The sequence below is a fragment of the Microbacterium sp. Root61 genome, from assembly GCF_001427525.1.
Taxonomy (GTDB): Bacteria; Actinomycetota; Actinomycetes; order Actinomycetales; family Microbacteriaceae; genus Microbacterium.
In genome coordinates this window covers 526,730-539,604 of record NZ_LMGU01000001.1, presented here as the reverse complement: position 1 = coordinate 539,604, position 12,875 = coordinate 526,730, and the positions used below count along the sequence as shown (strand labels likewise).

Below are 12,875 nucleotides of genomic sequence, written 5' to 3'. Positions count from 1 at the left end.
CACCGCCACGTCTAGCATCAGAGAATGCTCGCCATGCCCCCGCTGTCGCGTTCCACTTTGGGACGGATGCTCGACGACCTAGGGCTGACGCTGTTGGACGTCGTCGTCGGCAGGGTCGATCCCGCCGTCGAGGTGCGGGCAGTGGTGATCCACGATCCGCTCGATCCGCCGGTGTACGGCCCCGGCGACGTCGTGCTCGGGGTCGGTCTGGCCGACCCCGAGCAGATCGTCGCCACCGCGCACGCACTCGGCGCCGCCGGCGGGGTCGCGCTGCTGCTCAAGCAGCCGGTGGAAGCGGATGACGCACTCGCCCGAGCCGCCGAAGAGCACCGCCTCGTCGTGCTCGGCGTGACGCACGGCGCATCGTGGTCGCGGGTATCGGCGATGCTCGCGTCCTCCCTGGGCATCGGCGAGAATCCGGGCGGCACATTCGTCGAGGTCGACGACCGCACGGATCTCTTCTCGCTCGCCAACTCGATCGCCGCCCTCATCGACGCACCCGTCACGATCGAGGATCTCAACTCGCGGGTACTGGCGTTCTCGGCCGATCAGGGTCAGGCCGATGAGTACCGCAAGAACGCCGTGCTCGGCCGGCAGGTGCCGGAGGACATCACCCTGTCGCTGAAGCGCGCCGGCCTCTTCGACCGTATCTACGCATCCGACCGCCCGGTGATGGTCAACGCGTCCGACATCGGGCTCGGCGACGAGCTGACCCCCCGTGCGGTGATGGCCGTCCGTGCCGGCAGCGAGCTGCTCGGCACGATCTGGGCGAGCATCTCGGAACCGCTGACGGCAGAGCGGGAGCAGGCGCTGACGGATGTCGCCAAGCCGGCCGCCCTGCTGATGCTCCGATCGCGGTTCCTGGTGCGTGGTCAGGATCGCGCACGCACCGAGACTGTCGAGAAACTTCTGGCCGGCGGCATCCCGGCGCGCGAACATGCCGCACGATTCGGCCGCGTCAGCGGTGCCTCCAGCGTCGTGGCGACCATGATCCGCAGCGGCGACGCCATGCTCGGCGGGGCGGAGGCCTCCGCCGCCACTCATTCCGAGATGCACCGCCTCGCCAGCGCGTTCGCGCTGCACGTCGGGGCGATGCATCCCCATGCCGTCACCGCGCTGCTCGGCAACACGGTCTACGCCGTGCTGCCCGTCTCGCCGGCCGACTCCCCCGCCGGACCCGACGCCCGCGGCACGATCGTGACCTCCATGCGCGAGTTCATCTCGCGCATCGGCACCCGCAGCGACGTGATCGTCGGCATCGGCAGCGCGGTGAGCGACCCGACGCAGCTCGCCGCGTCGCGAGCCGACGCCGATCGCGCGCTGCGCGTGGCGCGGGCGCGCGACCCGCGGGGTGTGAATTCCCGCGTGGCGTTCATCGAGGACGTGCAGGCCGCTGCCCTCATCGATCAGCTCGGCGACCTGATCGTCGCCGAGAACCGCTCACTCTCCGGTCCGCTCGCACGGATCACCGCGCACGATGCCGAGGGCGACGGCAAGCTGGTCGCCACGCTCCGCGCCTGGCTGGACGCCTTCGGCGACGTCGCCAAGGCATCGGGCGAGATGTACGTGCACCCCAACACCCTCCGCTACCGCCTGAAGCGCATCTCCCAGGTCGGCGGCATCGATCTCGACGATCCCGAGACGAGATTCGAGCTGATGCTGCAGATGCGGGTGTTCGGCACCTGATCGGCGGCGGCACTTCCTGGCCGCAGCGCGCGGGTGGACAATCGGTGCATGTCCGCCCGGTGGACTGATCGGTTTCGGCGGCAGCCGCAAGAATCGGATGCCGCGCTCGCTCGACGCGCCCAGATCCTTGCGACGGAGCATTGGGGATTGCTCGCCGCCCGCGGCACCGCGCAGAGCGAGGTGCTCACCAGGATCACGATCTACCTCACGCTCGTGTCCGCGGGACTCGTCACGATCGGCCTTCTCGGGCAGGCCTCCGGATTCCAGGGCTGGTTCGCGGCGTCGGCGCTTTCGATCCTCGGGTTCCTCTCCCTGATCGGGGTCCTGACCCAGATCCGCGTGATGAACGTCGGCGAAGAAGACATGATGTACGTCGTCGCGATGAACCGGTTGCGTGTGGCGTACAACGACCTCGACCCGGTGGTGGCCCACTACTTCCTTGCCGCATCTTCGGATGATCGAGAGGGGATGGAACGCACCTACTCATTTCTCCGCAGGCGATCCGCCAGCCATCTGATCGGGAGCTCCAACACGCTGATGATGGTCGTGAACGCTGTGGTCGTCGGGCTCACGGCCGGATCGCTCACCGCCGTGACGACAGGATCTCTCGCCGCTTCGATCGCCGTCGGCACCGCCGTCGGCGTCCTCCTCTTCGGCGGCAGCTTCTGGTACAGCGTCGCGACATTCCTTTCGACCTGGCGCAGGTACGAACCACTCAGGCGGAGTCCGGGTCCGTCGCCGAACTGGTGACAAAGCACCCGCTCGAATTCCTGTGCGGATCAGGGGGCGGCAGGGGTGAGGTCGGCCATCAGCTCCGGCGCGACCGACAGAGCGCGGAAGTCTGGCCCGAAGACGCGGCGGCAACCGTCGAGCTCGACGGTGAAGGGAGCCGTCGGCACACCCGCGACGACGGGATGGGCTTGGACGAACAGCGTGGCGCTGGCGCTGCAGGCAGGGTCTGCCGCAGAGGCCGTCCGGAGCGGGTCCACAATCGCGGCGGCTCTCACCGCATCGAGCTCGAACACTCGGGTGAACGCTCCCCCGTCGGTGAGCTGACCCAAGGTTGAGTCCGCAGGTTCCGCGGCGTAGACACACACACGCAGCCCCTCGACATCCGTTGGCTCGGGCAGTCGCGGCGGCTCCCAGGGGATGGTCGCTGTCTCGTTCGGCATCATGCCCGCCGGCGAGCCCTTGGCAGATTCGTCGCGCGGGGTGACGGCCGCGATCGTCATGACGGTGGCGCGCGTCGCGCACCCGGCCGCAGTCGCGACGGGCGAATCCGCCAACGAGACCGGGGTGAACCCGGCCTCGACGACATCGAGCCCCGCGAGTGCTGCGGCGACGGCCTCCGGCTTCGGCTGTGCGCACGCGGTGGCGGGGTATGACAGCCGGATGAAGTCGCCGCTGCCGCCTTCGGCCCACAGCTCGGGAACCACGACCAACATCGCGGGGCACGGACCGGGCCACGTCGGATCATTGTCCGCGTTGATTGCGGCAGTGAACTCGTCGAGGTTGCCTTCCATCTTCTCCAGGAGCGTGCCGGACCAGATCGTCCCGTCCGGGTGCTCCTGCGACGCCCAGATATCGCAGCGATACACGGCCACGGCATTGAACCCCGCCGGAATCGCTCCAGGTGCCGGTGCTTCGGTCGCATCCGTCGGGTCACCGCAGATCATGGAGTCCACCGGCGTCGCTTCGAGCCTCGGTACCGGAACGCCAGGGATTCCGCCGCACGCCGCCAGAGCCAGGACAGCGCCCAATGCGAGAACGACGCCGAAGAATCGGGGAATCCTCATCTCAACCGCCGTGCCCGTTGCCGCTCATCGCGGGCGTGCTCTCCTGGCTCCCGGCGGTCAGCGCTGCATGGAGCAAGGCCGCCCGCGCAGGGAGCGACGCGTGACGCGCAACCGTCCGTCGTGAAGCCATCGTGGATCCCCCATGCAAGGTGTCGGATTCACACTATGTCAGCGCCCCGTATTCGGTCGGCAACGAAAAGTGCTTGCGTCACCGCCGCCGTGACTCCCCCGTCACCCCAAATGTCGGGCGAAGAACCGTGCCGCGTCCTCCGCTCCGAATGATGGGATGCCGGTATGCCCGCCCATGTTGGCCTGCAGCGTCTTCTCCTGCGAGCCGAGCGCATCGAACAGGTCCAGCGCCATCCCGCGATCGTTCCCCTCGTCGTCCCATTGCAGCAGAACGTGGACTGGGACGGTGACACGGCGGGCGTCGTCGAACGTGGCTTGTGGAACGTAGCTGCCCGCGAACAGCCCCGCGGCGGCGATGCGGGGTTCGACCGCCGCCAGCCGGATCCCGATGGCGATGACTCCGCCCGAGTACCCGACCGGCCCCGTGATCTCGGGCAGTCCCAGGAGCGCGTCGAGGGCGGCCTGCGCCTCGGGGACTGCTTGCTTGACCAGCGGCAGGACCAGCCTCTCGACGATCTCGTCGACCGGCTCGCCTGCGGTCAGCGCCCGCTGCAGATCGGCACGAGCACGCTCGACGTCGGGCAGTGGCGGCCGTTCACCACCGCCGGGGAGTTCGATCGCGGCGGCGGCGAAGCCTTCCGCGACCGTGCTGCGGGCCCTGCCGGCCAGACGGGCGTACATCCGACGCAGCCCCCCGGGATGGCCCATGAGGATGAGCGGCGCAGGGGCGGATGCCGGTGTCCAGAGGATGCCTGGGATGTCGCCGAGGAGGAATTCGCGCTCGAGAATGTCGTCGTCGAGGCGTCGTTCGGAGGTGACGTACATGGTCGTGCCTTTCGGGAGTGCTCTGTGAGGGGCGCTCCCGGACGACCTACCGTCCGACCGTGACTCCAGGAAGGAGCACCCACGTCGATTCGTTCACGGGGACCACCTCCACTTCGCTCGCACGGACACCGTGGAGCCTAGCAAGCGCGCCGGGGTTCCGGCATCCCTCTGGCTGCGCTCTCCAGCCTTGGTCGGCAGGTGGGCCTCCCCGCTCAGCGCGCCACGCCGAGGTAGTCGAGGACGGGCTCCAGCCCCGCTGTGTCGTCCGCGTAGTGATCGATGAGGACGGCGCTCATCCCGGCCGCGAGTGCACCGGCGATGTCCTGCTCGGGGTGGTCGCCGACGAACAGGCACTCGTCTGGAGCCGCTCCGAACTGCCCGGCCAGCGCGTCGAAAGCACTGCGGTCCGGCTTCCACACGCCCAGCGCCTCCGCGGTGAGGACGAAGTCGATCTGCTCGTATAACCCGATCGCCCGCAGCTTCGCGACTTGCTGTCCTTGACGGCCATTGGTCAGAATTCCCACCTGCACGCCTCTGCTGCGAAGCTCGGTGAGCACTCGCGCGGCATCCGAGAATGCCCGCCACGCCCCGCGATACTCGCGCAGGTACTCCTCGAAGAGCCGATCGAGATCGTCGGCACCGTCCGGGAGTGCGACGCCGAGAGCAGGCAGAACCGTCTCGAGTCGATACCGGCGCTGCTCCTGGAAACTGATCTGACCGGTCCGCCACCGCTCGAAGCCGGTCTCCTCAGCCGCGAACCAGACCGCCCGCACGGCGTCCGACGGCTCGACCCCCAGATACCGAAGGAACACGTTCACTCCATCGGTGGCCGATCCCAGATGGTCGAAGAGCGTTCCATCGAGATCGAATCCGACCGCGCGAATCTCCGTCACAAGTGTGATGCTACGGGTCCCGCACATCTGGCGACGATCCGATTCGCCGAACAGCACGCAGCCGGCTCAGTCAGGCAACTGGTCATCGATCGTCGTGATGTGGTCTGGGCAGAGGAACTTCACCGACAGCAGAGCGTGCGCGCCCGTCTCATCCTCGAAACCGGGGTGAGCCGTCTCGTAGTCGAGACTGAGATTGACGATGTTCCCGCCGGCATCCAATGCCACGCAGTAGCCGTAGCCGTCGTCGATGAGCACGGTCGTCGTGCGCTCCTCGAGCAGCCGTGGCGCGTGTATCCTCATCTGCGCGATGAACCCGTCCTCGTCCACACCGAGCACCCCGGCCGCCGCGACCCCGCCGTTCATGGCCGGTGCGGCTGCTTCCCGATGCGGCGGCGTCGCGCTGCACGACGCCAGCAAACCGGCAACGCACAGCGCTGCCAGCGCATGGAACCATCGGGGGGGATGCCACGAGCGTCAAGATATCAGGCGCCGGGGACACCCTCGGCGAAACTGAACACGCCGTCTCGATCCAACTCGGTTCCAGCGGGCGAGATATGCGGGATTGCTGGCCACAAACGCAGAAAACCCCCGGAATTCCGGGGGTTTTGTCTGTGCGCGATACTGGGATCGAACCAGTGACCTCTTCCGTGTCAGGGAAGCGCGCTACCGCTGCGCCAATCGCGCCCGTAAGGGCTATTCACTTTTCCAACCTAAGTCGGGAGTGGAGGTGGCGACGGGATTCGAACCCGTGTAAACGGCTTTGCAGGCCGGTGCCTAGCCGCTCGGCCACGCCACCACGTGTGTTTGGAACCCACGTGCTTTCATGTCTCCGAGAAGACATACTGCACTCGAGCGGATGACGAGACTCGAACTCGCGACCCCAACCTTGGCAAGGTTGTGCGCTACCAACTGCGCTACATCCGCATGTTCCCGAATCGCTCCGGGCACTTGAATGACTTTAGCCGATCCTGGGCCACGTGCAAAACCAGCGGACGCCCGAGCGTGTCGCGCCACCCTGGTTCGTGGCATCCAGTTCCATCCGGTAATATCGGTAACCGGCCCACGGGCCATTGGGCGATTGGCGCAGTTGGTAGCGCGCTTCCTTCACACGGAAGAGGTCGTGGGTTCGAGTCCCGCATCGCCCACCGCAGAACCCCGGGAAATCACGAGATCCCGGGGTTTTCCCGTTCCTCCGTGGCCGCGAGCAGCGCGGCGAGCGGTGCCGGTATCCGATCCAATCGGACCGCAGCCGCCATGAGGCGCGCGTAACGAAGTTTGTTACCACTGCGACCGCCGAAGAATCGTGCGAGCTGCTGCTCCGGGGCACGACCGCGTTGAGCGGGTTGCTGCTGGAGTCGGCGGAACGATTCGAGTTCGGATTCTCCATCGATCAGCGCCTCGACGGCCTTCAGTCCGAGCGCACGCACGAACTCGGCCTCCAGATCGGGGTCGCAGACGAACACCTCGTCGAGGACCCGCGCGAAGTCCCCGCGTTCGGCGCGATCCACCAGCCCGAGCAGGCGCAACCCTGGCAGTGCGCGTACGGCGCGCTGAGCACCTTTGGAGCCGCCGACCGCCACGACCCGCGGTGCGGGCATCCCGAGCCGTTCAGCGAGCGTCTCGACCGCCACGCGATCGCTGTCGCCCTCGACCAGGATCACCGGTGCCGGCATTGAGATTCCATCGGCGTCAGGGGGCTCAGCGCCCGACGGCCCACCCGTAGCGCTTGTGCAGCGCGTCCGCGACGCGCACGAAGCGGTCCAGATCCAGAGCGGATGCCTCGCGCCGCAGGCCGTCGACGTGCACGCTGTAAACCTGTTCGATGTCGATCCACGACGGTCGCCCCTGCACGTCCCAGGGACCGGAGCCGATCGACAGGAAGTCGCGGTCGCCGTCGTGCGCCTTGCTGGTCAGACGGACCGCGAAGACGCGTTCGGCCGACTCGCGACCGATGACCAGCACCGGGCGGTCCTTGCCGCGGCCGTCGTTCTCGGCGTAGGGCACCCACGTCCACACGATCTCCCCCGCATCCGGGTCACCGTCTTTGTCGGGCGCGTAGGTGATCGTGACGCCGTTCCGGCCGGGCGGGGCGATCTCGATCGTCGCCGTCCCGGCATCATGGCCCGGCGCGTGCACGGGCGCGACCGTCGTCGTCGCGCGGGGCTTCGAACCGAACAGCCGGGACACGAAGCCGAGGAAGGAGGAGGTCTGTGCCACAGGGTCACACTAACCTCGCACACGCCACAGGGGCGCCACGGTTTCCCGTGACGCCCCTGTGGGGTGGAATGCGAGTCGTCAGACCCGCTCGGCGAGGAGGTAGCCCTCTTCGCCGTGGACGACGGTGTCGACACCGGCGATCTCGTCCTCGTTCTTGATGCGGAATCCGATCGTCTTCTCGATCGCGAAGCCGATGGCGTAGGCCAGGACGAAGGAGTAGATCAGGACGCCGAAGGCGGCGATCGCCTGGAGGATGAGCTGCTCCGCGTTGCCGCCGACGAACAGGCCGGTCTCGGTGGCGAAGAAGCCGAGGTAGAGCGTTCCGATGAGACCACCGACCAGGTGGACGCCGACGACGTCGAGCGAGTCGTCGAAGCCGAGCTTCCACTTCAGCTCCACCGCGAGGGCGCAGACGACACCGGCGACGACACCGAGCAGCAAGGCCCAGCCGGGCGTCAGGTTGGCGCAGGCCGGGGTGATGGCGACCAGGCCCGCGACGGCACCCGTGGCGGCGCCGACCGACGTGGCCTTGCCGTCCTTGAGCTTCTCGACGACGAGCCAGCCGATGATGGCGGCAGCCGTGGCACCCAGCGTGTTGACGATGATGAGGCCGACCGAGGAGTCCTCGGTGCCCAGTAGGCCGAAGGTGCCCTCAGCGCCGGCGTTGAAGCCGAACCAACCGAACCACAGCAGCGCCGCACCGAGCATCACCAGCGGCACGTTGTGGGGCTTCTGGATGCCCTTCTGGAAGCCGATGCGCTTGCCGAGCACCAGCGCGAGCGCCAGGGCCGCCGCACCGGCGTTGATGTGCACCGCGGTGCCACCGGCGTAGTCGATGACGTTGGTCGAGAAGCCGAAGGTCTCGCCCAGGCTCATGATCCAGCCGCCGCCCCAGACCCACGCCGCGACGGGGAAGTAGACGAGCGTCGACCACACGAACGCGAAGATCATCCAGGAGCCGAACTTCGCGCGGTCCGCGATGGCGCCGGAGATCAGGGCGACGGTGATGATCGCGAAGGTGGCGCCGAAGGTGGCGCCGACGAGCGTGTCGTTGTCGGCGTTGGCCAGGCCGAAGTCAGAGAACGGGTTGCCGGCGAACGCCCACGTGCTGTCGACCGCGCTCATGTTGAATCCGTACAGGATCCACAGAACGCTGACGAGCCCGAGCGCACCGAAGCTCATCATCATCATGCTGACGACGCTCTTCGCCTTGACGAGGCCGCCATAGAAGAACGCCACTCCCGGCGTCATAAGTAGAACCAGAGCCGTCGCTGTGACGGACCAGGCGAGATTTCCGCTGTCCATGAGAATCCTCATCCATGTGTCGTGTGACTAGACCCCGTGATGCCGCGACTCGGGTGGCGGCTTGTTCGGGCGAGGCCAGTCTCGCGACTGAGGATTACCGGCGGCGTGCAGGTCGTGTTTCGCTCCGGTTACGTCGAGGCGTCCCGGGTAAACATCACGTTTCCGGATGCCGGGGAGTGAGCGTGGATTCGCTCCATCACTCGTGTGTGAGGGCGACCAATCGCGAGATGGCGCGGAGGTACTTCTTGCGGTATCCGCCGGAGAGCATCTCGTCGCCGAAGACCTGGTCCAGCGAGACGCCGGTCGAACGCAGCGGAATCTGCTCGTCGTAGGCACGGTCGATGAATGCCACGAAGCGCAGCGCCGAGGACTGGTCCTCCAGCTGCACCACGTCGCGGATGCCGATGACGGCAAGGCCCTCGATCAAGCGGATGTAGCGGCTCGGGTGCACCTTCGCGAGGTGCTCGACGAGGGTGAGGAAGGCGTCGTCGGACACAACCGCGGTGGTCGCGGCTTCCGAGAGCACACGCTCGTACTCGGCGTCGGTCAGCACGGCGGCGTGCCCGTCGATCGCACGCTGGCGGTAGTCCGTGCCGTCGATGCGGATCGTCTCGAAGCTGGCGCTCATCGCGTGGATCTCGCGGAGGAAGTCCTGCGCGGCGAACCGGCCCTCGCCGAGGGCGTTGGGCGGGGTGTTGGATGTCGCGGCCAGGCGGGTGCCGGAGGCGACCAGCTCGCCGAGCAGCCGGGTCATGACCATCGTGTCGCCCGGGTCGTCCAGCTCGAACTCGTCGATGCAGATGAGGTCCGACCCGCGGAACAGCTCGACCGTCTTCTGGTAGCCGAGCGCGCCGACCAGGGCCGTGTACTCGATGAACGAGCCGAAGTACTTCCGTCGCGCCGGCATCGCGTGGTAGATCGAGGCCAGGAGGTGGGTCTTGCCCACGCCGAACCCGCCGTCCAGGTACACGCCGGGCTTGAGCTCGGGAGTCTTCTTCGCCCGGCGGAACAGCCCGCCACCGCGCGTCGGTGCGGCAGAGGCCCCGGCGAACGCCATCAGCGTCTCCTTCGCCTCCTGCTGCGACGGATAGGCGGAGTCGACGCGGTACGACTCGAACGTCGCCCCGTCGAACTGCGGCGGCGGAACGAGTGCGGCGACCATCTCGGCGCCGGACACCTGTGGGAGGAGATCGCCGATGTGGACGATCCCGGAGCGTACCGAGGTCGAGGTCATAGCGGCATCCTGTGTCGGTGTCTTACGGAAAGGGAGTGGGGCCCGCCCGCAGAATCTAGGCTGGAGGGGACGGTGTCCACCCTACGCCGTCGTGATCCGTGTCCTGATTCCGGGGCAAGACCAGAGGAGCGCCCGTGAGCGTCGAATTCGACACCTCATCCGCCAAGTTCGCCGACTACGCCGAACCGGGTCGCCTGGTCACCGGACAGTGGCTGCAGGATCGTCTCGGCCAGCCCGGACTCGTCGTCGTCGAATCCGATGAGGACGTCCTGCTTTACGAGACCGGCCACATTCCGGGCGCGGTCAAGGTCGACTGGCACACCGAGCTGAACGACCCGGTCGTGCGCGACTACGTCGACGGCGCGGGCTTCGCCGAGCTGCTCAGCCGGAAGGGCATCTCCCGCGACGACACGGTCGTCATCTACGGCGACAAGAACAACTGGTGGGCCGCCTACGCCCTGTGGGTCTTCTCGCTCTTCGGTCACGAAGACGTGCGCCTGCTGGACGGCGGACGCGACAAGTGGATCGCCGAGGGCCGTCCGCTGACGACGGATGCCACGCCCGTGACGCCGACCGATTACCCGGTCATCGAGCGCGACGACTCCGTGCTGCGCGCGTACAAAGACGACGTGCTCGCGCACCTGGGCAATCCCCTGATCGACGTGCGCTCGCCCGAGGAGTACTCCGGTGAGCGCACGACCGCTCCCGCCTACCCCGAAGAGGGCGCACTGCGCGCCGGGCACATCCCCTCGGCGCAGAGCGTGCCATGGGCCCGTGCGGTGGCCGAGGACGGCGGCTTCAAGCCGCGCGCCGAGCTGGACGCCATCTACCGCGACGGCGCCGGACTGCGCGACGGCGACCAGATCGTCGCCTACTGCCGCATCGGTGAGCGCTCCAGCCACACCTGGTTCGTGCTGCAGCACCTGCTCGGCTTCGAGAACGTCCGCAACTACGACGGCTCCTGGACCGAATGGGGCAGCGCCGTGCGCGTGCCGATCGTCACGGGCACCGAGCCGGGCGCGGTGCCCACGGGCCGATAGCAGCGCCATCCAGGCTGCGGTCGACGCGGTCGTGGGAGAATGGTCGGGATGACTGAGACGACTCTTCCCGACACGCTCGCCGAGATCCGTGCGGACTTCCTCGAGCTGCCGGAGGCCGACCGGCTGCAGCTGCTGCTGGAGTTCGCGTACGAGCTGCCCGCGGTGCCCGCCGAGTACGAGGGGCATCCGGAGCTGCAGGAGCGCGTCGTGGAGTGCCAGTCGCCGGTGTACATCATCGTCGAGGTCGACGCGGAGGGCATCGTCGCGATGCACGCGACCGCACCGATGGAGGCTCCGACCACCCGCGGGTTCGCCAGCATCCTGGTCCAGGGCATCAGCGGACTGACGGCCGACGAGGTCCTCGCGATCCCCGACGACTACCCGCAGAGCATCGGGCTCACGCGCGCGGTCTCCCCGATGCGCATCGCCGGCATGACCGGCATGCTGATGCGCGCCAAACGCCAGGTGCGCGCCAAGCTCGCCGTCTGAGTCCGCTCAGCCTTCGGCAGCAGTGCGCTCCGGGGCGAGGCCGTGTGCGGCCACCCACGTGCGGATGCGGGAGTTCCACCGCTCCTGGTCGTAGTTCCACAGCTTGGTGTGCCGCGCCACGTCGAACACTTCGAGCTCGACGAGGTCGGGGCGCTCCCGCAGTAGCGCGTGCGAGGCATCCGACGGCACGAATCCATCGTCGTCGCTGTGCAGGATGAGGATCGGATGCTGCAGCTCGGCCGCGCGCGCCACCACATCCAGGCGGTCGAAGGGAATGCGTCCGCCGACGCCGGTCACCGTGCCGGCCCACTCGGAGTCCAGAGCGCCCATCGCCAGGCCCGTCACGGGACGTGGCAGGTGCAGCTGCTTGGCCTGGTAGTCCAGCACGACGCGCCAGTCCACGACCGGCGAATCCAGCACGAGACCGACGATCATGTCGCGGTGCGGCGAGTTGAGATCGAGCTGCAGCGTGATCGCGCCGCCCATCGACCAGCCCATCAGGATGACCCGGCGGGCGCCCCGGCGGCGGGCGAAGCCGACGGCAGCATCGACATCGCGCCATTCCGTCGCGCCGAGCGCGTAGGTGCCGGCGCGACTGCGCGGCGCTTCGCCGTCGTTGCGGTAGGAGACCACCAGCGACGTGATGCCCAGGTCGTGGAACACCGGGACCGCGCGCAGGCACTCGGAGCGGGTGGTGCCGCGCCCATGGACCTGGATGACCCAGACGTCCGTCTCCTCGGGGGCCGGGAACAGCCAGGCGGGACACGGTCCGACTGTCGAGCCGATCAACTCGGACGTGAACGGCAGATGCAGTTCTTCGGGGCGGGAGAAGTACCAGCCGCTGAAGGCAGCCTGGGGTGCGAGCGTAGAGCCCTCCGCGATGTGGGTGAGCAGCTTTCGCTTCACGCTCTTGCCGTCTTCGGCGAGCACCGATCCGAGCTTGACGTACTGCTCGGTGCCGCTGGTGAACAGGCCGTAGCGCCCCGGGAGCTCGGTGTCGGCGGAGCGCGCCAGAGTGATCGTCTGCGCGGCGGTGTCGAGTCCGAGGATGCGGGTGTCTGCTTCGCGCACCGCGGGGGTGACGACGCGTCGGGCGATCTTCAGCGACGCGAATCCGAGCACGGCCAGCACCGCGACCAGAGCAGTGCTGAGCACGGTGAGCGCGGCCTTTATGCCGGCTATTGCAACGGGAGTGGCGCCGCGTCCTGCGGCGCGCCTGGGGGCGAGCATCGAGGCATCAGCCTAGTCTGTCGACGTGGCT

The 12,875-nt window shown here is 67.9% G+C and carries 13 protein-coding genes and 4 tRNA genes; 5 read left to right on the top strand and 12 right to left on the bottom strand.

The window, feature by feature from the left end:
* Nucleotides 1-24: 24 nt before the first annotated feature.
* Both ASD65_RS02620 and ASD65_RS02615 read left to right on the top strand, forming a co-directional pair.
* Nucleotides 25-1,686, top strand: coding sequence for a PucR family transcriptional regulator (locus tag ASD65_RS02620; RefSeq protein ID WP_082561543.1), 1,662 nt, complete (start codon nt 25-27; stop codon nt 1,684-1,686).
* A gap of 48 nt (nt 1,687-1,734) precedes the next feature.
* Complete coding sequence (locus tag ASD65_RS02615) at nt 1,735-2,436, top strand: hypothetical protein (protein ID WP_156378768.1); 702 nt, start codon at nt 1,735-1,737, stop codon at nt 2,434-2,436.
* Nucleotides 2,437-2,465: 29 nt separating this feature from the next.
* On the opposite strand, the gene ASD65_RS02610 is transcribed toward ASD65_RS02615, so the two are convergent.
* From ASD65_RS02610 to ASD65_RS02580, 7 genes are all read right to left on the bottom strand, one after another.
* A complete protein-coding gene (locus ASD65_RS02610; protein ID WP_056218014.1) occupies nt 2,466-3,371 on the bottom strand; it encodes a hypothetical protein in 906 nt (301 codons plus the stop codon).
* Between the two features lie 342 nt (nt 3,372-3,713).
* Nucleotides 3,714-4,436 (bottom strand): dienelactone hydrolase family protein, encoded by a 723-nt coding sequence (locus ASD65_RS02605; RefSeq protein WP_056218012.1) that lies wholly within the window; start codon nt 4,434-4,436, stop codon nt 3,714-3,716.
* Between the two features lie 212 nt (nt 4,437-4,648).
* Nucleotides 4,649-5,329, bottom strand: coding sequence for an HAD family hydrolase (locus ASD65_RS02600; RefSeq protein ID WP_162248465.1), 681 nt, complete (start codon nt 5,327-5,329; stop codon nt 4,649-4,651).
* A 66-nt stretch (nt 5,330-5,395) separates the two neighbouring features.
* Nucleotides 5,396-5,692 carry a hypothetical protein gene (locus ASD65_RS02595; protein ID WP_056218004.1) on the bottom strand — a complete coding sequence of 99 codons (297 nt, stop codon included), beginning with the start codon at nt 5,690-5,692 and terminating at the stop codon, nt 5,396-5,398.
* A 249-nt stretch (nt 5,693-5,941) separates the two neighbouring features.
* Nucleotides 5,942-6,013: transfer RNA gene (locus ASD65_RS02590), tRNA-Val, on the bottom strand.
* 38 nt (nt 6,014-6,051) lie between these two features.
* Nucleotides 6,052-6,125 (bottom strand) — tRNA-Cys (locus tag ASD65_RS02585).
* A 55-nt stretch (nt 6,126-6,180) separates the two neighbouring features.
* Nucleotides 6,181-6,253: transfer RNA gene (locus ASD65_RS02580), tRNA-Gly, on the bottom strand.
* Nucleotides 6,254-6,401: 148 nt separating this feature from the next.
* On the opposite strand from ASD65_RS02580, the gene ASD65_RS02575 reads away from it, so the two are divergent.
* Nucleotides 6,402-6,474: transfer RNA gene (locus ASD65_RS02575), tRNA-Val, on the top strand.
* An 18-nt stretch (nt 6,475-6,492) separates the two neighbouring features.
* Here ASD65_RS02575 and ASD65_RS02570 read toward each other — a convergent pair.
* The 4 genes from ASD65_RS02570 to zapE all read right to left on the bottom strand — a co-directional run bounded on the left by ASD65_RS02570 (nt 6,493) and on the right by zapE (nt 10,085).
* Nucleotides 6,493-7,002, bottom strand: a complete 510-nt coding sequence (locus ASD65_RS02570) for a hypothetical protein (protein ID WP_056218002.1) — start codon at nt 7,000-7,002, stop codon at nt 6,493-6,495.
* A gap of 25 nt (nt 7,003-7,027) precedes the next feature.
* The gene (locus ASD65_RS02565; protein WP_056217998.1) at nt 7,028-7,546 is read right to left on the bottom strand and encodes a type II toxin-antitoxin system PemK/MazF family toxin; all 519 of its coding nucleotides are present in this window, start codon (nt 7,544-7,546) and stop codon (nt 7,028-7,030) included.
* A gap of 78 nt (nt 7,547-7,624) precedes the next feature.
* Entirely contained in the window at nt 7,625-8,851 is a 1,227-nt protein-coding gene (locus tag ASD65_RS02560; RefSeq protein WP_056217995.1) for an ammonium transporter, read from the bottom strand.
* 196 nt (nt 8,852-9,047) lie between these two features.
* Nucleotides 9,048-10,085: a cell division protein ZapE gene (gene zapE / locus ASD65_RS02555; protein ID WP_056217994.1), complete on the bottom strand. Its 1,038-nt coding sequence runs from the start codon at nt 10,083-10,085 to the stop codon at nt 9,048-9,050.
* Nucleotides 10,086-10,219: 134 nt separating this feature from the next.
* Between zapE and ASD65_RS02550 the strand changes: the two genes are divergently transcribed.
* Nucleotides 10,220-11,125, top strand: a complete 906-nt coding sequence (locus ASD65_RS02550; protein WP_056217991.1) for a sulfurtransferase — start codon at nt 10,220-10,222, stop codon at nt 11,123-11,125.
* Between the two features lie 48 nt (nt 11,126-11,173).
* Nucleotides 11,174-11,614: a SufE family protein gene (locus ASD65_RS02545; RefSeq protein ID WP_056224399.1), complete on the top strand. Its 441-nt coding sequence runs from the start codon at nt 11,174-11,176 to the stop codon at nt 11,612-11,614.
* Nucleotides 11,615-11,620: 6 nt separating this feature from the next.
* On the opposite strand, the gene ASD65_RS02540 is transcribed toward ASD65_RS02545, so the two are convergent.
* Nucleotides 11,621-12,844, bottom strand: a complete 1,224-nt coding sequence (locus tag ASD65_RS02540) for an alpha/beta hydrolase family protein (protein ID WP_056217989.1) — start codon at nt 12,842-12,844, stop codon at nt 11,621-11,623.
* Nucleotides 12,845-12,875 lie beyond the last annotated feature (31 nt).

Bases quoted from the DNA above. Each gene is read 5' to 3' on its own strand.
- ASD65_RS02620 (WP_082561543.1), top strand. From the start codon at position 25: ATGCTCGCCATGCCCCCGCTGTCGCGTTCCACTTTGGGACGGATGCTC.
- ASD65_RS02615 (WP_156378768.1), top strand. From the start codon at position 1,735: ATGTCCGCCCGGTGGACTGATCGGTTTCGGCGGCAGCCGCAAGAATCG.
- ASD65_RS02605 (WP_056218012.1), bottom strand. From the start codon at position 4,436: ATGTACGTCACCTCCGAACGACGCCTCGACGACGACATTCTCGAGCGC.
- ASD65_RS02595 (WP_056218004.1), bottom strand. From the start codon at position 5,692: ATGAACGGCGGGGTCGCGGCGGCCGGGGTGCTCGGTGTGGACGAGGAC.
- ASD65_RS02570 (WP_056218002.1), bottom strand. From the start codon at position 7,002: ATGCCGGCACCGGTGATCCTGGTCGAGGGCGACAGCGATCGCGTGGCG.
- ASD65_RS02560 (WP_056217995.1), bottom strand. From the start codon at position 8,851: ATGGACAGCGGAAATCTCGCCTGGTCCGTCACAGCGACGGCTCTGGTT.
- zapE (WP_056217994.1), bottom strand. From the start codon at position 10,085: ATGACCTCGACCTCGGTACGCTCCGGGATCGTCCACATCGGCGATCTC.
- ASD65_RS02545 (WP_056224399.1), top strand. From the start codon at position 11,174: ATGACTGAGACGACTCTTCCCGACACGCTCGCCGAGATCCGTGCGGAC.
- ASD65_RS02540 (WP_056217989.1), bottom strand. From the start codon at position 12,844: ATGCTCGCCCCCAGGCGCGCCGCAGGACGCGGCGCCACTCCCGTTGCA.